Genomic DNA, 23,092 nt, shown 5'->3' on the forward strand with positions numbered 1-23,092 from the left:
CATGCACTTCGCCGGGCAACAATCGCAAGTCTCCCGCCAAACCTGGCTGCTGCGCGGCGCCTGCCTGGCGCTGTTCATGCTGCTCTCCGCCTGCGGCTTCGCGCTGCGCGGCACCACCCCGATGCCCTTCGACACACTGTACGTGGGCATTCCCGACAACATCCAGTTCGGCGCAGACCTGCGCCGCGCGCTGCGCGCGGCCTCGCCCAACACCAAACTGGTGGATTCGCGCAAGGAAGCCCAGGCGATCCTCCAGCAGGTCAGCGACACGCGCACGTTGCGCGAGGTCTCACTGAACGCGCAAGGCCGGGTCGAATCCTACGAACTCGGCATCAACTACACGTTCCGCCTGATCGACGCCAAGGGCCGCGCCCTGGTCCCCGACACGACGCTGTCCATCTACCGCGAAATGCCGTACGACGATCAGGTCGTGCAGGCCAAGCAGGGCCAGATCGAAACGCTGTACAAGGCCATGCAGCGGGACCTCGTCTCCCGCGTGCTGCGCCGCATCACCGCGCCGGACGTGCACAAGGCATTCGAAGCCGCGCAAGCGGGCGGCGACGACGCAAACACGCCGCTGTTCGACCCCAACGAGCCGCAACGACGGCGCGTGCCCACGCCCTGGCAGACGCCGTCCGTCACCGATCCGGCCATCGTCCGCTAGTCCATGGCACAGCCTCTGGACGCGGATCGGCTGGCCGAACACCTGCAGCGGCCCGGCAACCGCCTGGCGCCGCTGTACGCGGTGTCGGGCGACGAGCCGCTGCTGGTGACCGAAGCCGTCGACGCGCTTCGCGCCGCCGCACGCAACGCCGGCTACACCGAGCGCCTGTCCATGGTGATGGACGCGCGCAGCGACTGGAGCGCGGTCATTGCCGCCACCCAGAGCGTGTCGCTCTTTGGCGACCGCCGCATCCTTGAAATCAAGATACCCACCGGCAAGCCGGGCAAATCCGGCGCCGACACCCTGACCAAGCTGGCCGAACAGGCCGAAAAGCAGCCAGACGCCGACACCCTGGTGCTGATCGCGCTGCCCCGTCTTGACAAGGCCACCCGCGAAAGCCGCTGGATGCAGGCGCTTGCCCGCGCCGGCATGGCCGTCGACATCGCCAACATCGAGCGCGGCCGCCTGCCCGCCTGGGTCGGCATGCGCCTGGCGCGCCAGAACCAGCGCGCCGACAGCGCCACCCTGCAATGGATGGCCGACAAGGTCGAAGGCAACCTGCTCGCCGCCCACCAGGAAATCCAGAAGCTGGGCCTGCTCTACCCCGAAGGCCAGCTTGCCCCCGAGGACGTCGAGCGCGCCGTGCTGAACGTCGCCCGCTACGACGTCTTCGGTTTGCGCGATGCCATGCTGGCCGGCGACATCGGCCGCACCATCCGCATGATCGACGGCCTGCGCGCCGAAGGCGAAGCGCTGCCGCTGGTGCTGTGGGCAGTCGGCGAAGAAATCCGCCTGCTGGCCCGCATTGCCGAGGCGCGTGCGCTGGGCCAGGACGCGGGCGGCCTCATGCGCCGCCTGCGCATTTTCGGCGCGCATGAACGCCTTGCGCTGCAGGCCCTGAACCGGGTGCAGCCCAACGTCTGGCCCGCCGCCGTGCAGCACGCCCACGAAGTCGACCGCCTGATCAAGGGCCTGTCGGTGCCCGGACGCCTGTCGGACCCCTGGGAAGAAATGACGCGGCTGGCCCTGCGCGTGGCCGCCGCCGGCGGCCGACCGTGAAGGCGGCTTCGCCGCCTGCCTCCCGCCCCCCATCCGGTCCGCCGACCGGATCTCGCCCGGCCCTCCCGCCGGATATACACTGACTCTCCAGGCGGCGCCCGCGCCGCCTTCTCCACAAGATCGACGCCGCCATGTCCTCGTCCTCCATCGAACAAGCCATGCTGACCCTGGGCGAAAACGCCCGCCGCGCCTCGCGCGCCATGATGCGCGCCGACAGCGCCGCCAAGAACCGGGCGCTGATCGCCATGGCCGACGCGCTGGCCGCCAGCCACGACGAACTGAAAGCCGCGAACGAAAAGGACGTGGCCGCCGCCCGGGCCAATGGCCTGGAGCCCGCCCTGCTCGACCGACTGACCCTGTCGGACAAGACGCTGGCGCACATGGCCGAAGGCCTGCGCCAGATCGCCGCCCTGCCCGACCCGATCGGCAGCATCACCGCCACCACCGTGCGGCCCAACGGCATGCGTGTCGCCCAGATGCGCGTGCCATTGGGCGTGATCGGCATCATTTATGAATCGCGCCCCAACGTCACCATCGACGCCGCGGCCCTGTGCCTGAAGTCCGGCAACGCTGCCATCTTGCGAGGCGGCAGCGAAGCCCTGCACTCGAACGTGGCGCTCGGCCGCATCGTGCAGACCGGCCTGGCCGCCGCCGGCCTGCCGCAGGACGCCGTGCAGGTCGTCGCCACGACCGACCGCGCGGCCGTGGGCGCGCTCATCACCATGACCGAACACATCGACGTCATCGTGCCGCGCGGCGGCAAGGGCCTCATCGCCCGGCTGTCCCAGGAAGCGCGGGTGCCGCTCATCAAGCATCTGGACGGCAACTGCCACATCTACATCGACGCGGCGGCAGACCCCGACAAGGCCCACGCCATCGCCCTGAACGCCAAGACCTACCGCTATGGCATCTGCGGCGCCATGGAAACGCTGCTGATCGACGCCGTGGCCGCCGTGTCCATCTTGCCCAGCCTGGCCGCCGCCTTCGCCGAACACGGCGTCGAACTGCGCGGCTGCCCGCGCACGCTGGCGCTGCTGCCGCACGCCACGCCCGCCACCGAGGAAGACTGGGCCACCGAATACCTGGCACCCATCCTGGCCGTGCGCATCGTCGACACGCTGGACGACGCCATCGAACACATCGCGCGCTATGGCTCGGGCCACACCGACGCGATCGTCACGCAAGACCTGTCGGCGGCCCAGCGCTTCCAGCGTGAAGTCGACTCCAGCTCCGTGTACGTCAACCTTCCCACCTGCTTTGCAGACGGCTTCGAATATGGGCTGGGCGCGGAAATCGGCATTTCCACCAATCGCCTGCACGCGCGCGGCCCGGTCGGTCTGGAAGGCCTGACCACGCTCAAATGGGTCTTGAACGGCGAAGGCCAGACGCGCGGCTGACCCAGCCCAAGCGCCCGACCGGCGCTACTGACGCGGCCCTGAACACAGGGCCGCGCCAAGCCCTCTACAATAGGGCCAGCTTTTTTTGCCTGAATTTGTCCATCCCACGCGGTCCCGCCGCGCATCGTTGAGATCCCCCATGCATTCACCCGTCATGGCAATGGCCTTCAGCCTGTTTGTGCTGTGTTTCATCACCTGCACGATCAGCGGCATCGTGCTGTTCTTCTTCAAGACCCAGCAGGTCAATGCGGCCCTCAAGCACCCCTATCTGCAGCATCGGCCGTTCAAGCAATTCCCGCTGGCGATCCAAGCCGCGATCATGCTCGATTATTTCTTCCGCCTGATGTTTCCCGGCACGCGCATGTGGTTGATCGGCAATGCCAACGACCTGCTTGCCCACGTCGATCCCAAGAAGGTTCCGCTGTCCCTCAAATGGCCGATCGTCGGCTTCTGGGGTTCGTGCTGGCTGGGCCTGATCGCCATGATCGTCTTGTGGATCATGCTGTTCCTCGGAGCCTGAACGCATGCAGATCAGATTTGAAGACTATCCCGGCAGCATCGACGCCGCGCGCTTTCTGATCGCCGCGCGCCAGACCGGTGTGGCCGGCCCCCGCCTGCCTGCGGAATGCCGGCCGCAGTCCCTGGGCCAGGCCTTCGCCGTGCAGCAGCGCACCGCTGAACTGCTTCGCGAAACGCGCCAGGACACCATCGCGGCCTGGAAAAGCGCCCTACCCTCGCCCGAAAAAACCGTCGTGGCGCCCATCTATGCCTCGGGCACGGCTGACGCCACGGCCGGGCCGGTCGCCACCCGCGATGCCGTCGTGCGCATCGAACCCGAAATCGCGTTCGAAATCGCCCGCGACCTGCCGCCGCGCGACACGCCCTACACCGAAGCCGAGATCGACGCCGCCGTGGGCGGCGCCCGCCTGGCGCTCGAAGTCCTGGGCTGCCGCTACGCCGCCCCCGAACATGCAAGCCTGCCCGAGTTGCTGGCGGACCACATGTTCAACCAGGGCCTCGTCCTGGGCCCGCGGATTTCATCGCCCGACGCAGCCCCCGGCTGCATGACGATCACGTTGATGGTCGATGGCGTTGAAGTCGAGCAGCACGCAGGCATCCACCCCAATGACCGCCCCAAGGCCGGCCTGTACTGGCTGGCCAATTTCCTGCGCGAGCAAGGCCTGGGGCTGACGGCCGGCCAGCACGTCATCACCGGCTCATACGCGGGCTTTCTGGACGTGCCCGCCAATCAAGACATCGAACTGGCGTACGGCGATCTGGGCGTGCTGAAGGTGCGCTTCGGCGGCTAAGGCCGCACAGGCAGCCACCTTCAGGCCGCCTCACTTTCAGGCGGGCCCACTTTCAGGCGGGCTCACCTTCAGGCAGCCCCACCTTCAGGCGGCCCCGCCGTTTTCCACCAACCGCCAATTACTTTGGCGCAGGCTCGGCGATGCTGATCGGCTCGCCGGCCGCCTCGATGATTTCGCCGGCCGCCAAGCACAGGTCCTCGCGGTACCGCCCCGCCACCACCTGCACGCCCACCGGACTCGCGCCCGCGCTACTCATGGCGCTACCCATCGCCACGGACAGTCCCGGCAAGCCCATGAACGGCAGACCGATCTGGGTCATCTGCGCGCGCCACACGCGCGCATAGGCCGCGTCGCCTTGCAGATCCAGGTTGTCGGGAAAGGGCAGTTCGGCCGACACCGGCAAAAGCAGCACCGGATACTCGGCAAAGAACATCTCCCACAAGCGCGTGAGCGTGGCGCGACGCGTCAGCACCGCCGAAAAGGTCGTCAGATCCGCGCCCGCCGCCTTGTCGCGTTGCCCTGCCAGCGCCACCAACGCGCCCGGGTCGCCTTCTTTTTCCGCCGCCGCCAGCATGGCGTCGTAGCCGTCGGCCATCCACATGCGGATCTGCAGGTCGGCGGCCTCCTGCATCGGCGGCAGCGCTTCAAGCGTATCGACCGTCCAACCCGCCTCGCTCAGCCGCCGCGCCGCTTCCTGCAACGCCTTCACCACTGCGGGATCGGTATCCATGCCTTCTGGGTTCAGACACAGCGCGGCGCGCCGCGGCGCCTCCGGGCCGGTCAGCGGCGCCGGCACCCACCACGGATCGCGCGGATCCGGCGCAGCCAGCGCGGCCAGACCCAGCCGCACATCGGCAATCGTGCGGCCCAGCGGTCCCGACACGGCGGTGATCTGCCCGCCGATCGAACGCTCCGGCAGCGAGGCGTTGTAGGCCGCCACCCTGCCCAGCGATGGACGCAGGCCATGCACGCCGCACGCATAGGCGGGGTAACGGATCGACCCGGCGATGTCGGTGCCATGCGCCAGATGCCCAATGCCTGCCGCCACGGCAGACGCGGCGCCGCCCGACGAACCGCCGGGCGTCAGCGCCGGATTCCGTGGGTTACGCGTGTCGCCATGCAGCGCGTTGCCGGTAAACCAGCGCAGCGAAAACGCCGGCGTGTTCGTGCGGCCCAAAATCACCGCGCCCGCGCGCCGCAAGTTGTCGACAACGGGACTGTTCCGTCCGGCAATCAAGTCCTTCTGCAACCGCACACCGTTGGTCGTGGCAAAGCCCGCCTGATCCACGTTGACCTTCACGGTCACAGGCACGCCGGCCAAGAGGCCGGGATCTTCTCCGCGCGCGATTGCCGCGTCCACCTCGGCCGCCTGCGCCAGCACGTCTTCCGGCCGATGATCCACCACCGCGTTGATCGCGGGATTGACGGCATCGAGCCGCTGCAGCGCGCTTTGCGCGGCCTGCACGGCGGACACCTCACGCTTGCGGACAAGGGCGGCAAGCTCAACTGCGGATAAACGCCAAAGATCGGACACGCGCAACTCCTGAGGTCGTGGGTTTTCCTGCGGGCCAGCAAACCTTAGCGCCAGTCGCGCCGCGCCACAAGCCTCGGCTTGCCGCTAATTGCTCTCTTCAAAGACCTCGACGATCGCGTCGGCCACGGCCCGCACGCGCGCGGTGCGGTTCAGATCGCCGTGCATCACCAGCCAAAGGTCATACGCCTCGGCGCGCGACGGCCAGATGCGCACCAGGTCCGGATGGTCGGGCGCCATGTGCGTGGGCAGCTCGCCAATGCCAAGACCCGCCACGACCGCGTCGATGATCATCAACCCCGAATTCACCTCGACACCGATGCGGCCATTGCGCGTCGGTTCGCCACAAAGGGAATCCGACCAGCCCGGCAGCACGGCTTGCTGATAGGCGATCAAGGTGTGCCCCGCGAAGGCGGTGCCGGGCTTGGGCTCGCCGTGCGCGTCCAGGTACGCGCGCGATGCATACAAGCCGACCTCCTTGCGCGCCAAGTGGCGGTGGATCAGATCGGGGTTGTCGGGCTTGATGTTGCGGATGGCCAGATCGGCCTCGCGGCGCGTCAGATTGCTGATCTGGATGCCGGTCGTCAGCACCACGCGAATGTCAGGATGTTCGGCGTGGACGCGTTTGATGGCCTCCATCACGAAATAACGGGCGACCGTCTCCGAGGCGGCCACGCGGACCACCCCTGACAGCCGATGGTCCAGCCCCTGCATCTGGCGCTGCAACTGGTCCGCCGCCTGCTCCATGCGTTCGGCGGCCGCAAACGCAAGCTCGCCCGCCGAAGTCGGGACGTAGCCGCCGGGCGTGCGCAAGAACAGGCGCGCATCCAGCGACGCCTCCAGCGCGGCTAGGCGCCGGCCCGCGGTGGCCTGGTCGATCTGCAGCACCGCCGCCGCCCCGCGCAACGTCCCCACGCGGTAGATGGCCAGAAAGATCCTCGCGTTGTCCCAATCCATTTGAAGTCCATGATGCACTTTTGCATGACTATAAAGCAGTAATACGGCTTTTTTGCATCACAACAAGCGCCTAAGCTTTGCAACTCCCGCTCCCCGCCCCCTCGAAAAGAGTCCCATCATGTCATCCGCCTGCCGCCCCATCGCCGCCCAAGACGCGCTGCCCGTCGCCGCCACGGGATGGGTGCCGCTTGTCACCCTGGCCATCGGATTCGTCATGGCCATGCTCGACGTAACCGTGGTCAATGTGGCGATTCCCAGTATCGCGCTCCAGTTCGCCGTCCCACTGACCGACCTGGTGTGGATCGTCGACGGCTACACGTTGACGTTCGCCGCCCTGCTGCTGGTCGCCGGCGCGCTGGCCGACCGCTACGGCGCCAAGACCCTCTACCTTGCCGGCTTGGGGGTGTTCACCGCCGCGTCACTGCTCTGCGGCCTGGCGCCAAACGCCGACACCCTGATCGCGGCCCGCATGCTGCAAGGCGTCGGCGCGGCGCTTTTCATGCCAAGCTCGCTCAGCCTGCTCACGCACGCCTATGACGACGAAAGCGTGCGCAACCGCATGCTGGCCGCCTGGTCGGCCATCGTGGCGGTCGCCGGCGCATCGGGACCATTGCTGGGCGGCGCGCTGATCCACCAATTTGGATGGCGCGGCATCTTCCTCATCAACATCCCGCTGGGCCTGGCAGGCCTGTGGCTCGCCCGCCGCCGCATCGCGTCCGCGCCACGTCGCGCCCGCGCGCTCAACCCCATGAGCCACGTGCTCGGCGTCGTGGCGCTGTCCAGTCTGTGCTTCGTGCTGATCCAAGGCAACGCCTATGGCTGGACCTCCCCGGCCATCGCAGCCACGATGCTTCTGGGCCTGGCCGCCGCCGCGCTTCTGGTGCACCGCGAACGACAGCACGCCGAACCCATTCTCCCGCGGACGCTATTCGCCACCCCGCAATTCCCCGCGGCCAACGCCGTGGGGTTTCTCATCAACCTCGCGTCTTATGGCCAACTGTTTTTGCTCAGCCTGTTCCTGCAGCATGCACGCGGCGCCGATGCGTTGCAGACCGGCATCGAACTGGTGCCGATGCTGGCGGTGTTCTCCATCGGCAACCTCATCTCGGGACGCGTGTCGGCACGGTGGAACGTGTCGGCATCGCTGCTCGGCGGCGTCTCGCTCGCGGCCGCAATGAGCGCCGTCGGCATCGCCGCGTTCACGCCCGGCGTCGCGTACTGGCCGTTTGCCATCGTCGTCGCGCTGGCCAATCTGGGCGTGGGGATCGCCGTGCCGGCGATGACCAGCATCGTCATGCAGGTATCCGGCCGCCAGCACGCCAACAGCGCGGCCGCCGCCCTGAATGCCAATCGCCAATCCGGTGCGCTGGTCGGCGTCGCGGTGATGGGCAGCCTTCTGCATCTGCTGCCCGACTGGCACGCCACCTTGCCTGCCGCCTACGGCGTCATCACCGCCAGCTATGGCATCACGGTTGTGCTCGCATGGCGCTATCTGCGCCGCACCCGCAACGCCTGAGCCGGCACGTAAGCCTGGTCATCCGGCGGACGGGATTTCCACGCCGCGGCCGGCATAGAACCTGTCGAAGTCGGCCAGCGGCAGCACCACGTCCGCCTGCGAGCCCGGCTCGCCCGACGGGTTATGAAACGTCACGGCGTCGGGCGTGGCGCGCGTCACCAGCACCAGATGCCCGCCCTTTTTCGGCGGCTGCACTGCAGGCCAGCGAATCGACGGATGTACCGAGGCCATGAAGTAATCCGCCCGCGTCATCAGCTCAGGCAGGCCCGACGCCGGCAGGTCCACGCGCACCTGCGCCCGCATGCCAAAGACTTCTGCGACGTACTGCACGAACGGCGCATAGATCAGGCCCCGGATGCTTCCGTCCGGTTCCTCGACGTACGCCCCGTAAGACAAGCTGCGCCGCGCCAGCTCCAGGGTCGGATAGGCGTGGCCGGTGCGCGCCGCGAGCACCATCTTCAGACACGCCATCCCGCACACATGGCTGGCCCAACGCACGTACTCGTCCAGATCCCGCGCCCCGGAATTGCGCCACGCGGGGTCGTCAGCCAGCGCCAGTTCCCCGCGAATGATCTCGCCCGCCCGATGCGCGGATTCCCATTGGCAGAAATACGGTACGGTCGCGCGCGCAGGCGTCGGACCCATGCCAGCCTCCTGGCGATTTCGAAAAGCCCTATCTTGCCGCCGCTCAGCTTGCATGGCAACGGCATCGGCTTTGCTTCACAATGAAGCAAACCCAACAACGGAGACCTGCATGTCCAGCCTTGCTTCGTCCAGCTCTGCTTCGTCAAACCCGCCGTCGTCGCCGTCTGGCTTGCACGGCTCCGCTTCCTCCACCACCATCCCCATCCGCCGCGTCGCCATCGTCGGCGCCGGCACGATCGGCGCCAGTTGGGCGGCGCTTTTTCTCGCGCACGGACTTGAAGTCGTGGTCAGCGATCCCAGCCCGCATGCCGAGGCCCAAACCATCGCCCGCGTGCAGGCGGCTTGGCCGGTCCTGGCCGAACTTGGCCACGTGCGCTCCGGCGCCACCGCCGACGCGCTACGCTTCGAATCCGATCTCGAAAAGGCGTTGACCGGCGTGGATTTCGTGCAAGAAAACGCGCCCGAACGCGAAGACTTCAAGACGGACCTGTTTGCCCGCATCGACGCCGTCCTACCCCCGCACGTCATCGTCGCATCGAGCTCATCGGGCCTCATCATGAGCCGGCTGCAATCGCGCTGCCGCCATCCCGAACGGTTCGTGATCGGCCACCCCTTCAATCCGCCACACCTCATCCCGCTGGTCGAAGTCGTCGGCGGCGACCAGACGTCCGCCGACACCATGGACCGCGCCATCGACTTCTATCGCAGCATGGGCAAACACCCCATCCGCCTGAACAAGGAAGTCCCCGGCCACATCGCCAACCGCCTGCAAGCCGCCCTGTGGCGCGAAGCCATCCACCTTGCCGCCGAAAACGTCGCCAGCGTCGCGGACATCGACGCCGCGGTATCGCAAGGCCCGGGCTTGCGCTGGGCGCTCTTCGGCCCGCACATGACGTTCAACCTGGGCGGCGGCGAAGGCGGTCTGGCGCATTTCATGCACCACCTCCTGGGCCCCGTGCAAACCTGGTGGGACGACCTAGGCGCACCCGAGGTCACGCCAGCGCTGCAGCAACGCCTGATCGAAGGCGTCAACGCCGAGGCCGGCCACCGCAACATTGCCGACCTCGTCGAAACCCGCGACGCGCAACTTACCGCGTTGATCAAGGTGCTGCACCGGTAAAGCCCTCAGCGTTGAGCCGGCGCTGCGCGCCGTCGGCGCTAATATCTGGGAGCCCGTCATCGTTATAGCCATCCACCATCGCCCGCCGATCCCCGGGCCGCACCCGGCGAACCGGCTCCGGGCGCGGCTTGTTGACGGCGTCTTGTATACGATGGCAAGCGCCTGGCGCCACGACGGCAGATTTCCGAGTCGGCAACCGAGGCCGCGGGCTCGAAACTTGCTCGCTGAGCTGAAGTCCGTCCTATTCTGGTTTACAGAGCGGTGTGTGCCGTTCTGCCAACGAGACGAGTTCGAAACGCGTTCGAAGCGAAGCGGGGCTGCCCTGTGTGACTCGCACGCGAAGTGCACAGTTTATGCCCGGCGCGATCCTCAATTAGCGCGTTGTTTGTGAATGCGGCGCAGGCCTCAACAAAGCCCACTGCACCGCCACCCAAGGAGTTTCTTGAATGATTTCCGTAATACACGACACCGACCGCTCCCGCTTCACCGCCACCGTCGACGGCGTGCTCTGCGTGCTGGACTATCAACTGCAAAACGGCGCCATGGCAATCACGCACACAGGCGTACCCAGCGCGGTCGGCGGCCGCGGCATCGCGGCCGAACTGACCCAACAAGCCCTGCTGACCGCGCGCAAAAACGGCTGGAAGGTCAAACCTTACTGTTCCTACGCCGACGCCTACATCAGACGCCATCCCGAATACGCCGACCTGCTGGCCTGACGCAATCTCCCAATCCGTTCTCCGCCTTTACCTGCGAGGCCCGTTCGCCCTGACCTGGCGCTAATGCGGAGCGCCCTCCGCCAGCGCCATGTCTTGGCTGTAGTCACAGCGGCGCTAAGTTTGGCAGGTTTGCCTGTCGTCCCGCAGGGTTGCAGTAATTTGTTGCGGTGATCAGGCGCGACCTCTTGTCGCGCGATTGCGTTGCCTCGATCGGCGCCCCGATCCGTGGCTTCGATCCGCTGCCTCGATCCTCCGCCGCGACTAGCTGGCTCGTTTCGTTGCCTCGATCCGTTGCCTGGGCCCGTTGTCTCGGCCCGTTGCCTCGATCCTTGCCTCGACTTGCGGGCCCGATCCATTGCCTCGATCCGTTGCGTCGACTCGCTGCCTCGATCCGTTGCCTCGGTCCGTTGCCTCGACTCGCGGCCTCGGTCCGTTGCCTCGACTCGCGGCCTCGATCCGTTGCGTCGACTCGCTGCCTCGATCCGTCGCCTCGACTCGCTGCCTCGATCCGTTGCCTCGATCCGTTGCCTCGACTCGCTGCGTCGACCCGTTGCTTCGATCTGTCGTCTCGAGCCGCGTTGCCTCGATTCCTTGCCTCGATCTGATGCCCTGTCTAGCGGCCAGATCAATCGCCTTAGCCTCGCGGGGTCCAGGTGAAGCGACCCCTTGTTTTTTGTTCTGCAGTATCGTCAGAAGCCTAGATTTCACGAATCGAGCGGGCTTTCGGCCTCACGCCCAAATTGGTTTTATCTGCCGGCTCCCTCGATCCGTTATGCTGACCGCTTGAACACTTCTGATTCTCTGATCCGCGCCCGGATCCAATTGCCCCAAGCCGTGCCAAAGCAACCAAGCCCCTCCAATCCCTCCTGCCCCTGCGGCAGCTCCCGTTCCTACCCCGAGTGCTGCGGCCGCTGGCACGACGGCCCGCAGGCGCTGCAAGCCCCTACGGCCGAAGCCCTCATGCGCTCACGATACAGCGCCTTTGTGCTGGACAACCTGCCTTATCTGCTGGCAACGTGGCACCCCCGCACGCGCCCTGCGTCACTCGAGCCCAACCCGCCCGGCCTGAAATGGCTGGGCTTGCAAATCAAGGCCGCGGCAGATCAGGACGCAGAACACGCAACCGTCGAGTTCGTGGCCAGAACCCGCCTTGACGGCCGCGCCAGCCGCATGCACGAGACCAGCCGCTTCCTGCGAGAAAACGGACAGTGGTTCTACCTAGACGGCGACGTACGCTGAAGGGAAACCTCCGCCACGATCGCGGCCGCATTGACGCCGAATTTGACACCGCGATGAGGCAGCGATGAGATCACAGTTGACGCCGTATTTGAAGCCGCAATGTTGCCGCGACTGACGCCGTGTTTGACGCCGCAATATTGCCGCGACTGACATCGTGTTTGAGCCCGCGATGCTGCCGCAATTGACGCCGAGTTTGACGCCGCGATGAGGCAGCGATGAGATCACGATTGACGCCGTATTTGAAGCCGCGATGTCGACGCGATTGACGCCGTGTTTGACGCCGCAGTATTGCCGCGACTGACGTCGTGTTTGAGCCCGCGATGCTGCCGCGAATGTCGCGGTGTTTGAGGCCGCAATGGTGCCGTAATTGACGCCGTGTTTGGCGCCGCAATGGTGCCGCGAGTAACGCCGTGTTTGAGGCCGCGATGTTGCCGCGAGTATCGCAGTATGTGAGGCCGCGATCGGGTCCAGGATTGGGACCACGACTGTGGCCCTGATGGTGCCCGTGACTGTCGCCGTGACGGCTACCAAGACCGCTGCCGCGACTGTATCCATGACTGCCGCCGTTACCGCCACCATGACTGTCGCTTGTGCTGCGGCCGTCACCACGGCGTAGATTTGACTCTACACCGCGCGGCCTCTCCCGCTTAGCCCGACCAGCCAAAACGTCCCCGCTACATCGCCGGCTGCTTCATCTCCCCACCAATCGCCTGCTTCAGCGCACCCACAAGATCCTGGCCAACGCTGCCGAGGGCGCGCGCGTCTCCCACGATCGCCAGCTCGGTCGGCGGCACATCGGCAAATCCGTCCGCGGCGCCCAATTCGACATGCGTATCAAGGCGCGCCGAAGCCGGCAACAGACTGACGCCCAGCCCCGCTGCCACGGCCGCCTGCACGCCAGCCAGACTGTGGCTGTGGTAGGCGACATGCCACGGTCGCCCGGCGCTCTCCAGCGCATAAATCATCCGCTTGCGATAGACGCATCCCTGCGGAAAAAGAACCAGTGGCACGACGGCCGCCGCTTGATTGCGCGCTTGTCCGCCCACCCACACCAGCCGTTCCGGCCACGCCGCAAGGCAAGGCCCTTCACCCGGATCCCGCTTGACCAGCGCCAGATCGAACTCACCAGCCGCCAGCCCCGCCCGAAGATCCGTGCTCATGCCGCTCAAGGTTTCCAGCCGCACCTGCGCATGCCGCGCTGCAAACTCCGCCAACAGCACCGTCAGCCGCGACACATCGAAGTCCTCGGGCACGCCCAATCGAATCACGCGAGCGCTTCTCGGCGCGGACAGGACATGCTCGGCCTCCCCCGCAATCGCAAGCAAGCGCCGCGCGTAGGCCAACATGACTTCACCGTCCTCGGTCGCAGACACATTGCCGCCGGCGCGGTCGCGCAGCAGCAAGGTCTTGCCCACGCTCTGTTCAAGCTTGCGCACTTGCTGGCTAACCGTCGACTGCGTGCGATGAACACGGCTGGCCGCCCGAGTGAAACTGCCTTCGTCCACGACGCAAACCAGCGTCTTCAATAGTTCAAGATCGAGCATCGGCTTTGATTGATTGATGTTGACGTGCCGCTCACGAGCGAGCTGGATCGCATCCAAATCTTCCCGCCCTGACCGGTTCGGCTAGCCCTGGGATCTAACCTCTCCACCTGACAACAAAGTAGGTCGGGCGCGGCGCGCTTGTACGTCGGCGCGGGGCGCTTCCCCCAGCGCCGTTTTGCGCACTCGCGGCGTGCCGCTCATCAGCTGGATGGGCCGGCCCTTCTCGCTAGCGGAGCCACCCGTGCACTACGGCGCTCGTTAAGCATACCGCAGCTCATTGGCTCCGCAACTAAGGTAAGCGCATTAATTAATTTTACAACTTAGAGCGGTGGGCCTTACGCTGAAGCTCCGAACTCTCTCCGAGCACCGACATGCCTTTTAACCAAGCTCCCCGCCCGCAATGGCTGACCTTCGACTGCTACGGCACGCTCATTCAATGGGACGAAGGCTTGCACGCCGCAGTGGAAAAGATCCTAGCGGGCCGCGAGGCCGCAATGAACCGGCCGACCGCTGCGCAGTTCCTGCATATATACGATGGGCACGAGCACCACCTTGAACAGACGCCGCCCTACCGCAACTTCGCCGAGGTCACCCGCGAATCGTTACGCCTCACCATGGCGCATTTTGGCCTTGAGTACCGGCCCGAAGACGCGGAGACACTCACGGGCAGCATTTCCCGCATGCCGCCATTCCCGGAAGTCGTCGACACACTCGGCAGGCTCAAACAAGCCGGATTTAGCCTGTGCATCATCTCCAACACCGATGACAACATCATCGCGGGCAACGTGGCCCAAATGGGTGGCCATATCGACCGCGTCATTTCAGCTGAACAGGCCCGCGCGTACAAACCCTCGCCCGCCATCTTCGCCCACGCGCATCAAAAGCTTGGCGTCACCCCGGCAGACGTCGTGCATATCTGCGCCAGCCCTCATCTGGATCTCGCTGCGGCACGTGACATTGGCTTTCGCTGCATCTGGATCGACCGCGGCACCGGCCGCCAACCCTTGCCTGACTATCGGCCTGACGCTACCGTAGCAACTCTGGATCGCGTGCTGGACGTTTTCAGTAAAGCCGGCTGGCTCTGATCCCCAACCCATCCCTTGAAGGTTGTCATGAACCAGGAACCCGGTTTTGCGAACGCACTCTTCCATGCAGATCCCGTCACCGCTCTACGCACGGACCTGGCGCTGGCCCTACGTGCGGCCGCGGCCCACGGACTTGGCGAAGGCGTCTGCAATCATTTCAGCGTGGCACTGCCGGGCGATCCCGATCATTTCCTTCTGAACCCACGTGGCCTCATGTGGAACGAGGTGCAGGCGGACGACATCGTGCTGGTCGACGCGCACGGCAACAAGCTTGCCGGCCGCCACGAAGTCGAGCCCACCGCCATGTTCATCCACGCCGCCATCCACCGCATCGCCGGCAAGGCCTGCGTGCTGCACACCCACATGCCCTACGCCACGGCACTCACGCTCACCACGGATCGCGGCTTGGACACCACCCTGTCCCAAAACGCCATGCGCTTTCACGGCCGCCTCGCCATCGACGACGCCTATAACGGACTGGCGTTGGACGTGTCCGAAGGCGAGCGCATCGCGCACGCCATGCAAGGCGCGGACATCGTTTTCCTCGGCAACCACGGCGTCGTTGTCTGCGGCGAACGTCTCGACTACGCCTACGACGATCTCTTCTTCCTCGAGCGGGCCTGTACCGCCCAGGTCTTGGCACAATCCACCGGCCGTCCCCTGGTTCCCGTCAACGCCGACCTCGCTGCCAAGGTTGCGGCCCAGATTCAAAGCGAACGCCTGCAATCCGAGCTATTTTTCGCAGCGCTGCGCCGCCAGCTTCCGTAGTCAAAAAACATCCGACTAAAACAGCCGAGCATCCGATCCAGGCAAAAACAAAACCCCCTCGCGGCGCAAGCCGCGAGGGGGTTTTTAATTACTTTCCCGATACTGCACTCCCGGTACCGCATTTCCGATACTGGAATCGCTGCAGTATTCCCGACCCTACAAAGACAAAACCCCGCAGGGGATACCTGCGGGGTTTTGAGCAATAAAAGCCTGACGATGACCTACTTTCACAGACGTCCGTCCACTATCATCGGCGCAAAGGCGTTTCACTGTCCTGTTCGGGATGGGAAGGAGTGGGACCACCTTGCTATGGTCGTCAGGCGTAACTGGTTGAGCAGTTGCGGGTTAAGCAACAGCTCCAATCTTGGAAGAAGCGCAACGCGTGGCGATCAGAGCCTGGGGCTCGATGATCGGCGCACGGTGGGGTGTAATTGTGTTGGCTGGCTGCTGACGGTGCAGCCAGTATTTTGTATTGAACGACACTTGGAACGCTATATCACCAGGTCAATAACCATCAGTGTTATAGGATCAAGCCTCACGGGCAATTAGTATCGGTTAGCTTAACGCATTACTGCGCTTCCACACCCGACCTATCAACGTCCTGGTCTCGAACGACCCTTCAGGGGGATCAAGTCCCCGGGATACCTAATCTTCAGACGAGTTTCCCGCTTAGATGCCTTCAGCGGTTATCTCTTCCGTACTTAGCTACCCGGCAATGCCATTGGCATGACAACCGGTACACCAGAGGTACGTCCACTCCGGTCCTCTCGTACTAGGAGCAGGCTCCGTCAAGTATCCAACGCCCACGGCAGATAGGGACCAAACTGTCTCACGACGTTTTAAACCCAGCTCACGTACCTCTTTAAATGGCGAACAGCCATACCCTTGGGACCGGCTACAGCCCCAGGATGAGATGAGCCGACATCGAGGTGCCAAACACCGCCGTCGATATGAACTCTTGGGCGGTATCAGCCTGTTATCCCCAGAGTACCTTTTATCCGTTGAGCGATGGCCCTTCCATTCAGAACCACCGGATCACTATGTCCTGCTTTCGCACCTGTTCGACTTGTCAGTCTCACAGTCAAGCACGCTTATGCCATTGCACTATCAGCACGATTTCCGACCGTACCTAGCGTACCTTCGAACTCCTCCGTTACACTTTGGGAGGAGACCGCCCCAGTCAAACTGCCCACCATGCACTGTCCCCGATCCGGATAACGGACCAAGGTTAGAACCGCAAAAAAACCAGGGTGGTATTTCAAGGATGGCTCCACGTGATCTAGCGACCACGCTTCAAAGCCTCCCACCTATCCTACACAGGCCGGTTCACAGTCCAATGCAAAGCTACAGTAAAGGTTCATGGGGTCTTTCCGTCTAGCCGCGGGTAGATTGCATCATCACAAACACTTCAACTTCGCTGAGTCTCAGGAGGAGACAGTGTGGCCATCGTTACGCCATTCGTGCAGGTCGGAACTTACCCGACAAGGAATTTCGCTACCTTAGGACCGTTATAGTTACGGCCGCCGTTTACCGGGGCTTCGATCAAGAGCTTGCACCCCATCACTTAACCTTCCGGCACCGGGCAGGCGTCACACCCTATACGTCGACTTTCGTCTTTGCAGAGTGCTGTGTTTTTAATAAACAGTCGCAGCCACCGATTCTCTGCGACCCCATCATGCTAAGCGCGCAGGCGCTTCACACTACCGGGGTATACCTTCTCCCGAAGTTACGGTATCAATTTGCCGAGTTCCTTCTCCTGAGTTCTCTCAAGCGCCTTGGAATATTCATCCCGTCCACCTGTGTCGGTTTGCGGTACGGTCTCGTACAGCTGAAGCTTAGAGGCTTTTCTTGGAACCACTTCCGATCACTTCGCAAGCAATGCTCGCTCGTGCCACACCCTTGATTTACGCGCCCGGATTTGCCTAAGCGCCATCTTCGATGCAGCAACAGGGACATCCAACACCCTGATGATTTTCCGCGATCCGTCCCCCCATCGCACTGTACGACGGTGCTGGAATATTAACCAGCTTCCCATCAGCTACGCATCTCTGCCTCGCCTTAGGGGCCGACTCACCCTGCGCCGATGAACGTTGCGCAGGAAACCTTGGACTTACGGCGAGGGGGCTTTTCACCCCCTTTATCGCTACTCATGTCAGCATTCGCACTTCTGATACCTCCAGCAGCCTTTACAAGCCACCTTCGCAGGCTTACAGAACGCTCTCCTACCGCGTGCACTAAAAGTGCACACCCGCAGCTTCGGTTTATCGCTTAGCCCCGTTACATCTTCCGCGCAGGACGACTCGATCAGTGAGCTATTACGCTTTCTTTAAAGGATGGCTGCTTCTAAGCCAACCTCCTGACTGTCTATGCCTTCCCACTTCGTTTCCCACTTAGCGATAATTCGGGACCTTAGCTGGCGGTCTGGGTTGTTTCCCTCTTGAGTCCGGACGTTAGCACCCGGTGCTCTGTCTCCCAAGCTGTACTTGCGGGTATTCGGAGTTTGCCATAGTTTGGTAAGTCGCCATGACCCCCTAGCTATAACAGTGCTCTACCCCCCGCAGTAATACTTGAGGCACTACCTAAATAGTTTTCGGAGAGAACCAGCTATTTCCAGATTTGTTTAGCCTTTCACCCCTATCCACAGCTCATCCCCTAATTTTTCAACATTAGTGGGTTCGGTCCTCCAGCACGTGTTACCGTGCCTTCAACCTGGCCATGGATAGATCATCTGGTTTCGGGTCTACACCCAGCGACTGAATCGCCCTATTCGGACTCGCTTTCGCTACGGCTTCCCTATTCGGTTAACCTTGCCACTGAATGTAAGTCGCTGACCCATTATACAAAAGGTACGCAGTCACCCCACAAGGAGGCTCCTACTGTTTGTATGCATACGGTTTCAGGATCTATTTCACTCCCCTTCCGGGGTTCTTTTCGCCTTTCCCTCACGGTACTGGTTCACTATCGGTCGATCACGAGTATTTAGCCTTGGAGGATGGTCCCCCCATCTTCAAACAGGATTTCACGTGTCCCGCCCTACTTGTCTTACGCTTAGTTCCACACACAGAATTTCGTCTACAGGGCTATCACCTGCTACGGCCGGACTTTCCATTCCGTTCGACTATCCTGCGTGCTAAAACGTAAAGGCTCATCCGATTTCGCTCGCCACTACTTTCGGAATCTCGGTTGATTTCTTTTCCTCGAGCTACTGAGATGTTTCAGTTCACCCGGTTCGCTTCCACTAGCCTATGTATTCAGCTAGGGATACTGCATTGCTGCAGTGGGTTTCCCCATTCGGATATCTGCGGATCAAAGCTTGTTTGCCAGCTCCCCGCAGCTTTTCGCAGGCTACTACGTCCTTCATCGCCTGTGATCGCCAAGGCATCCACCATATGCACTTAGTCGCTTGATCCTATAACGCTGTAGGCTATAGGACCTGAGTATTAGCGTTTGTGCCGTTCATAAGTTTCAAAGCAGTCTGAGGCTTATCACCCCAGTCTTGAGAACTTGGAACAAAAAATAATGCAATCACAACCCGTGCCCATCTTCATCAGCAACGCTGATTACTTGATGAACACATTTTCGTTGTGCTTCTTCCAGATTGTTAAAGAACAAATATAGCTGTTGGGTAAAACCCAACTGATAGCGCTGCAAGCAGCGCTATCAGTTAGTTTCTACGCTGCGCCAAACCTAGACGCCAGCTACAACAAACAACCGATAAGAGTGGACGCTTAACACGAGCACGTAAGCTCTGAAAGGAGGTGATCCAGCCGCACCTTCCGATACGGCTACCTTGTTACGACTTCACCCCAGTCATGAATCCTACCGTGGTAATCGCCCTCCTTGCGGTTAGGCTAACTACTTCTGGTAAAACCCACTCCCATGGTGTGACGGGCGGTGTGTACAAGACCCGGGAACGTATTCACCGCGACATGCTGATCCGCGATTACTAGCGATTCCGACTTCACGCAGTCGAGTTGCAGACTGCGATCCGGACTACGATCGGGTTTCTGGGATTGGCTCCCCCTCGCGGGTTGGCGACCCTCTGTCCCGACCATTGTATGACGTGTGAAGCCCTACCCATAAGGGCCATGAGGACTTGACGTCATCCCCACCTTCCTCCGGTTTGTCACCGGCAGTCTCATTAGAGTGCCCTTTCGTAGCAACTAATGACAAGGGTTGCGCTCGTTGCGGGACTTAACCCAACATCTCACGACACGAGCTGACGACAGCCATGCAGCACCTGTGTTCCGGTTCTCTTGCGAGCACTGCCAAATCTCTTCGGCATTCCAGACATGTCAAGGGTAGGTAAGGTTTTTCGCGTTGCATCGAATTAATCCACATCATCCACCGCTTGTGCGGGTCCCCGTCAATTCCTTTGAGTTTTAATCTTGCGACCGTACTCCCCAGGCGGTCAACTTCACGCGTTAGCTGCGCTACCAAGGCCCGAAGGCCCCAACAGCTAGTTGACATCGTTTAGGGCGTGGACTACCAGGGTATCTAATCCTGTTTGCTCCCCACGCTTTCGTGCATGAGCGTCAGTGTTATCCCAGGAGGCTGCCTTCGCCATCGGTGTTCCTCCGCATATCTACGCATTTCACTGCTACACGCGGAATTCCACCTCCCTCTGACACACTCTAGCTCGGTAGTTAAAAATGCAGTTCCAAAGTTAAGCTCTGGGATTTCACATCTTTCTTTCCGAACCGCCTGCGCACGCTTTACGCCCAGTAATTCCGATTAACGCTTGCACCCTACGTATTACCGCGGCTGCTGGCACGTAGTTAGCCGGTGCTTATTCTGCAGGTACCGTCAGTTTCCCGGGGTATTAACCCGGAACGTTTCTTTCCTGCCAAAAGTGCTTTACAACCCGAAGGCCTTCATCGCACACGCGGGATGGCTGGATCAGGGTTTCCCCCATTGTCCAAAATTCCCCACTGCTGCCTCCCGTAGGAGTCTGGGCCGTGTCTCAGTCCCAGTGTGGCTGGTCGTCCTCTCAAACCAGCTACGGATCGTCGCCTTGGTGAGCCGTTACCCCACCAACTAGCTAATCCGATATCGGCCGCTCTAATAGTGCAAGGTCTTGCGATCCCCTGCTTTCCCCCGTAGGGCGTATGCGGTATTAGCTACGCTTTCGCGTAGTTATCCCCCGCTACTAGGCACGTTCCGATACATTACTCACCCGTTCGCCACTCGCCACCAGACCGAAGTCCGTGCTGCCGTTCGACTTGCATGTGTAAGGCATCCCGCTAGCGTTCAATCTGAGCCAGGATCAAACTCTTCAGTTTAATCTCTGTATTTGTTTCGTATTCTTGGTCTGAATAAATCCAAACCAGGTCATACGTCGCTACTCAAAGGAAGTGAGGTATGTTCTTAAACTTGACGTCTAAGGTACTTCACTTCTAGTGAGCACTTGATTTCTTGTGCTTGCGATAAGGCCAAAACCTAATCGCTGCACTCGCATCAAGCGCCCACACTTATCGGTTGTTTAATTGTTAAAGAGCGGTACTGCTAAATTTTGTACTACTGGCTTCTGCCCTCAACTTCGGCTAACTTTGCTTTCGCGTCGTCGCTGTCGTTGCAGCAGAGAAACGAGATTATGAAGAAGTTTTTATCGCTTGTCAAGTCAGCTTCGCTTTTTGCTTTACGCAGTTGCGTCACTTACTTGCGGCGACCTCTTCAGGTCTCGCCAGGACTCGCGTCCTGCCCTAGCAGCTATTGAAACGTCAGGGTAAACCCTAATTTTTCAGTAACTGCCAAGCCCAAAACTATAGCACAATTTTTGCAGATCTTGCAACTGGCTTCTGCCTGATTTGCGTCGATCCTTGCAATAACCGCTTGGCGTTCATTACTGAGTGCTGTTGCGGCAGATGAGATTGGGTTGCCCCGTCACCTGTTGCACTTGCTTGGCTTCGCGTCTCAAAACTGTCTGAGCTGCGAAGGAGCGAGACTATAGCACAGAATTTTGGGCTGTCATGCCAGTGACGCAAATTTTTGGTGTGTCGGCAGCAGCGAGGATCCGCCAGCCACGGGTAACGCCATTCGCTGACTCTCTCTATATATATAGCGAACCAGCGAGGAACCCGTGCGTGGGAGGCGGCGGACGCGGGCGGGGTTACTTACCAGCGCAGGTGATGATTATTGCGCAACCGCGCGAGATCGCGGCTCAGAGCGACTTCGTTTACCAGCCATTGGGGCGCGCCCACGTCATTGAGCAGGTGGGTATCCATGTCTTGTGCGAGGTTGCGCATACGCCGCTCGTTGCGGCGTATGCAGTAGGCGTTCCACAGACGCGCCATGAAACTGCGGTCCGGCGCCTGGGCGCTTTCCAGCACGGCGACAGGTTCGGCGTCGGCCAGTTTGGCTTTGGGGGGGGCACCGGCCAAGGTGACAGGCGGCATGAAAGGCTGAGCGGTCATCACGAGCTCCTTAGCTGATCCGTTTTGGTAAGCGTAGTCGCCCAATGTCCGCCTGAAAATCGAATTGTTTTGGCATGATCGGTAAGCTACGATGACCAGTCGAATTCCAGCCTGGATCTGCCATGCGATTGCCCCTTAATACGCTTCCTGCGTTTCGCGTTGTCGCGGAATTGCAGAATCTTCGCGCTGCTGCGGAGCGCCTTCACCTCACGCATAGCGCGGTCAGCCAGCAGATCAAGGTGCTGGAAGAACAGATTGGCTTTCCGCTTTTCGAGCGCAGCGGGCGCGGCATCGTGCTCAATTCGGCGGGCGCGGCACTTTTGTGCAGCGTGCAAGGCGCCATGGCGCTGCTTGATGAAGGGCTCATGGCTGCGAGCGCTGCTGCCTCCGGCAGCGAGCAAAGGCTGCGGGTGTCCGTGCTGCCTTCGTTTGCCCAGCGGTGGTTGCTTCCGCGCATGGCACGTTGGCGCGCACGGCATCCCGGCCTGGCGTTGGAGATCGAGACGTCCCAGCAATTGGTCGACTTGTTGCGCGACGGCTTTCATGCCGCGCTTCGAATCGGGCAAGGGCCCTGGCCCGGCGTGGAATCTGAGCCGCTGTTCGATGTGCCCTTGCCGCTCATCGTGCTTGCTTCGCCCGAGACGATGGCCGCCCTGCCCGACAACTCCCCCCAAACGTTGGCGCGCCAACCGCTGCTGGGCGAACGTGAGCTATGGCAGCATTGGTTTGCCGCAGCCGGATTTCCGACGCAGGTCACGCCTGTGGCGTCATTCAACGATGCGGGGATGATGCTGCAAGCAGCTGAGCAGGGGCTGGGGATTACGTTGGGCCGAGAACTGCTGGCTGCGGATGCGCTGTGCGCGGGGCGGCTTGTGCAGGTGTCGCCGGTGCGCGTGCACTACGAATTGGCGCAGACCTATCACCTGGTCTATCGGCCAAGCTTGCGGGACTGGGCGCCCCTGGCCGAGTTCAAGCAGTGGCTGCGCGACGAACTGGAAATTTCGCGCCAGACGCTGGTGACCTCCAAGTCCGAGGACGAGCACGAGGCCTAGTGAAAAAAAAGGTAAAGCAGCGCGCAGCCGCTTTACCTTGACCAAAACACGGCGTCCGGCAGGACCTAGCCTC

17 protein-coding genes and 3 rRNA genes are annotated in these 23,092 nt (G+C 62.1%); 12 read left to right on the plus strand and 8 right to left on the minus strand.

All coding sequences use genetic code 11. The features are described from left to right. Nucleotide 1 precedes the first annotated feature (1 nt). From lptE to LN047_RS20110, 5 genes are all read left to right on the plus strand, one after another. A complete protein-coding gene (gene lptE / locus LN047_RS20090) occupies nucleotides 2–664 on the plus strand; it encodes an LPS assembly lipoprotein LptE (protein WP_373980007.1) in 663 nt (220 codons plus the stop codon). Nucleotides 665–667: 3 nt separating this feature from the next. Beyond that, nucleotides 668–1,723, plus strand: coding sequence for a DNA polymerase III subunit delta (holA, locus tag LN047_RS20095; RefSeq protein WP_373980008.1), 1,056 nt, complete (start codon nucleotides 668–670; stop codon nucleotides 1,721–1,723). Between the two features lie 131 nt (nucleotides 1,724–1,854). Then, nucleotides 1,855–3,120 (plus strand): glutamate-5-semialdehyde dehydrogenase, encoded by a 1,266-nt coding sequence (locus LN047_RS20100; protein ID WP_056322805.1) that lies wholly within the window; start codon nucleotides 1,855–1,857, stop codon nucleotides 3,118–3,120. Between the two features lie 139 nt (nucleotides 3,121–3,259). Then, nucleotides 3,260–3,640, plus strand: coding sequence for a hypothetical protein (locus LN047_RS20105; RefSeq protein ID WP_180100684.1), 381 nt, complete (start codon nucleotides 3,260–3,262; stop codon nucleotides 3,638–3,640). A gap of 4 nt (nucleotides 3,641–3,644) precedes the next feature. Further along, a complete protein-coding gene (locus LN047_RS20110; RefSeq protein ID WP_373980009.1) occupies nucleotides 3,645–4,430 on the plus strand; it encodes a 2-keto-4-pentenoate hydratase in 786 nt (261 codons plus the stop codon). A 118-nt stretch (nucleotides 4,431–4,548) separates the two neighbouring features. On the opposite strand, the gene LN047_RS20115 is transcribed toward LN047_RS20110, so the two are convergent. Beyond that, nucleotides 4,549–5,964 carry an amidase family protein gene (locus LN047_RS20115; RefSeq protein ID WP_373980010.1) on the minus strand — a complete coding sequence of 472 codons (1,416 nt, stop codon included), beginning with the start codon at nucleotides 5,962–5,964 and terminating at the stop codon, nucleotides 4,549–4,551. An 84-nt stretch (nucleotides 5,965–6,048) separates the two neighbouring features. Then, a complete protein-coding gene (locus LN047_RS20120) occupies nucleotides 6,049–6,918 on the minus strand; it encodes a LysR family transcriptional regulator (RefSeq protein ID WP_373980011.1) in 870 nt (289 codons plus the stop codon). 118 nt (nucleotides 6,919–7,036) lie between these two features. Here LN047_RS20120 and LN047_RS20125 point away from each other — a divergent pair, with 118 nt between their 5' ends. Then, nucleotides 7,037–8,434, plus strand: a complete 1,398-nt coding sequence (locus LN047_RS20125; protein WP_373980012.1) for an MFS transporter — start codon at nucleotides 7,037–7,039, stop codon at nucleotides 8,432–8,434. 18 nt (nucleotides 8,435–8,452) lie between these two features. Here the strand turns inward: LN047_RS20125 and LN047_RS20130 are convergent, their stop codons facing one another. Further along, nucleotides 8,453–9,079 carry a hypothetical protein gene (locus tag LN047_RS20130; RefSeq protein ID WP_373980013.1) on the minus strand — a complete coding sequence of 209 codons (627 nt, stop codon included), beginning with the start codon at nucleotides 9,077–9,079 and terminating at the stop codon, nucleotides 8,453–8,455. 109 nt (nucleotides 9,080–9,188) lie between these two features. On the opposite strand from LN047_RS20130, the gene LN047_RS20135 reads away from it, so the two are divergent. The 3 genes from LN047_RS20135 to LN047_RS20145 all read left to right on the plus strand — a co-directional run bounded on the left by LN047_RS20135 (nucleotide 9,189) and on the right by LN047_RS20145 (nucleotide 12,157). Then, nucleotides 9,189–10,199 carry a 3-hydroxyacyl-CoA dehydrogenase NAD-binding domain-containing protein gene (locus LN047_RS20135; protein ID WP_373980014.1) on the plus strand — a complete coding sequence of 337 codons (1,011 nt, stop codon included), beginning with the start codon at nucleotides 9,189–9,191 and terminating at the stop codon, nucleotides 10,197–10,199. 446 nt (nucleotides 10,200–10,645) lie between these two features. After that, the gene (locus LN047_RS20140) at nucleotides 10,646–10,918 is read left to right on the plus strand and encodes a GNAT family N-acetyltransferase (RefSeq protein WP_056322795.1); all 273 of its coding nucleotides are present in this window, start codon (nucleotides 10,646–10,648) and stop codon (nucleotides 10,916–10,918) included. An 834-nt stretch (nucleotides 10,919–11,752) separates the two neighbouring features. After that, nucleotides 11,753–12,157 (plus strand): YchJ family protein, encoded by a 405-nt coding sequence (locus LN047_RS20145; protein ID WP_373980015.1) that lies wholly within the window; start codon nucleotides 11,753–11,755, stop codon nucleotides 12,155–12,157. A gap of 674 nt (nucleotides 12,158–12,831) precedes the next feature. Here the strand turns inward: LN047_RS20145 and LN047_RS20150 are convergent. Beyond that, on the minus strand, nucleotides 12,832–13,701 hold the full coding sequence (locus LN047_RS20150; RefSeq protein WP_373982163.1) for a LysR substrate-binding domain-containing protein: 870 nt from the start codon (nucleotides 13,699–13,701) through the stop codon (nucleotides 12,832–12,834). Nucleotides 13,702–14,072: 371 nt separating this feature from the next. Between LN047_RS20150 and LN047_RS20155 the strand changes: the two genes are divergently transcribed. Both LN047_RS20155 and LN047_RS20160 read left to right on the plus strand, forming a co-directional pair. Further along, on the plus strand, nucleotides 14,073–14,786 hold the full coding sequence (locus LN047_RS20155; protein ID WP_180100690.1) for a haloacid dehalogenase type II: 714 nt from the start codon (nucleotides 14,073–14,075) through the stop codon (nucleotides 14,784–14,786). A 27-nt stretch (nucleotides 14,787–14,813) separates the two neighbouring features. Continuing rightward, nucleotides 14,814–15,554, plus strand: coding sequence for an aldolase (locus tag LN047_RS20160; protein ID WP_373980016.1), 741 nt, complete (start codon nucleotides 14,814–14,816; stop codon nucleotides 15,552–15,554). Nucleotides 15,555–15,762: 208 nt separating this feature from the next. Here LN047_RS20160 and rrf read toward each other — a convergent pair. From rrf to LN047_RS20180, 4 genes are all read right to left on the minus strand, one after another. Then, a 5S ribosomal RNA gene (gene rrf / locus LN047_RS20165) occupies nucleotides 15,763–15,875 on the minus strand. 203 nt (nucleotides 15,876–16,078) lie between these two features. Then, nucleotides 16,079–18,963, minus strand: a 23S ribosomal RNA gene (locus LN047_RS20170). Between the two features lie 342 nt (nucleotides 18,964–19,305). Continuing rightward, nucleotides 19,306–20,836, minus strand: a 16S ribosomal RNA gene (locus LN047_RS20175). The 16S, 23S and 5S rRNA genes sit together here, the layout of an rRNA operon. A gap of 831 nt (nucleotides 20,837–21,667) precedes the next feature. Then, nucleotides 21,668–21,967, minus strand: a complete 300-nt coding sequence (locus tag LN047_RS20180) for a hypothetical protein (protein ID WP_373980017.1) — start codon at nucleotides 21,965–21,967, stop codon at nucleotides 21,668–21,670. Nucleotides 21,968–22,089: 122 nt separating this feature from the next. On the opposite strand from LN047_RS20180, the gene LN047_RS20185 reads away from it, so the two are divergent. Then, entirely contained in the window at nucleotides 22,090–23,019 is a 930-nt protein-coding gene (locus tag LN047_RS20185; protein ID WP_180098167.1) for a LysR substrate-binding domain-containing protein, read from the plus strand. The last annotated feature ends 73 nt before the right edge of the window (nucleotides 23,020–23,092 follow it).

The sequence above is a fragment of the Achromobacter sp. JD417 genome, from assembly GCF_041879325.1.
Classification (GTDB): Bacteria; Pseudomonadota; Gammaproteobacteria; order Burkholderiales; family Burkholderiaceae_B; genus Achromobacter; species Achromobacter mucicolens.

Excerpts from the sequence above, each read along its gene's own strand:
- lptE (WP_373980007.1), top strand. The coding sequence starts at position 2 with ATGCACTTCGCCGGGCAACAATCGCAAGTCTCCCGCCAAACCTGGCTG.
- holA (WP_373980008.1), top strand. The coding sequence starts at position 668 with ATGGCACAGCCTCTGGACGCGGATCGGCTGGCCGAACACCTGCAGCGG.
- LN047_RS20100 (WP_056322805.1), top strand. The coding sequence starts at position 1,855 with ATGTCCTCGTCCTCCATCGAACAAGCCATGCTGACCCTGGGCGAAAAC.
- LN047_RS20105 (WP_180100684.1), top strand. The coding sequence starts at position 3,260 with ATGCATTCACCCGTCATGGCAATGGCCTTCAGCCTGTTTGTGCTGTGT.
- LN047_RS20110 (WP_373980009.1), top strand. The coding sequence starts at position 3,645 with ATGCAGATCAGATTTGAAGACTATCCCGGCAGCATCGACGCCGCGCGC.
- LN047_RS20120 (WP_373980011.1), bottom strand. The coding sequence starts at position 6,918 with ATGGATTGGGACAACGCGAGGATCTTTCTGGCCATCTACCGCGTGGGG.
- LN047_RS20125 (WP_373980012.1), top strand. The coding sequence starts at position 7,037 with ATGTCATCCGCCTGCCGCCCCATCGCCGCCCAAGACGCGCTGCCCGTC.
- LN047_RS20130 (WP_373980013.1), bottom strand. The coding sequence starts at position 9,079 with ATGGGTCCGACGCCTGCGCGCGCGACCGTACCGTATTTCTGCCAATGG.
- LN047_RS20135 (WP_373980014.1), top strand. The coding sequence starts at position 9,189 with ATGTCCAGCCTTGCTTCGTCCAGCTCTGCTTCGTCAAACCCGCCGTCG.
- LN047_RS20140 (WP_056322795.1), top strand. The coding sequence starts at position 10,646 with ATGATTTCCGTAATACACGACACCGACCGCTCCCGCTTCACCGCCACC.
- LN047_RS20150 (WP_373982163.1), bottom strand. The coding sequence starts at position 13,701 with ATGCTCGATCTTGAACTATTGAAGACGCTGGTTTGCGTCGTGGACGAA.
- LN047_RS20155 (WP_180100690.1), top strand. The coding sequence starts at position 14,073 with ATGCCTTTTAACCAAGCTCCCCGCCCGCAATGGCTGACCTTCGACTGC.
- LN047_RS20160 (WP_373980016.1), top strand. The coding sequence starts at position 14,814 with ATGAACCAGGAACCCGGTTTTGCGAACGCACTCTTCCATGCAGATCCC.
- LN047_RS20180 (WP_373980017.1), bottom strand. The coding sequence starts at position 21,967 with ATGACCGCTCAGCCTTTCATGCCGCCTGTCACCTTGGCCGGTGCCCCC.
- LN047_RS20185 (WP_180098167.1), top strand. The coding sequence starts at position 22,090 with ATGCGATTGCCCCTTAATACGCTTCCTGCGTTTCGCGTTGTCGCGGAA.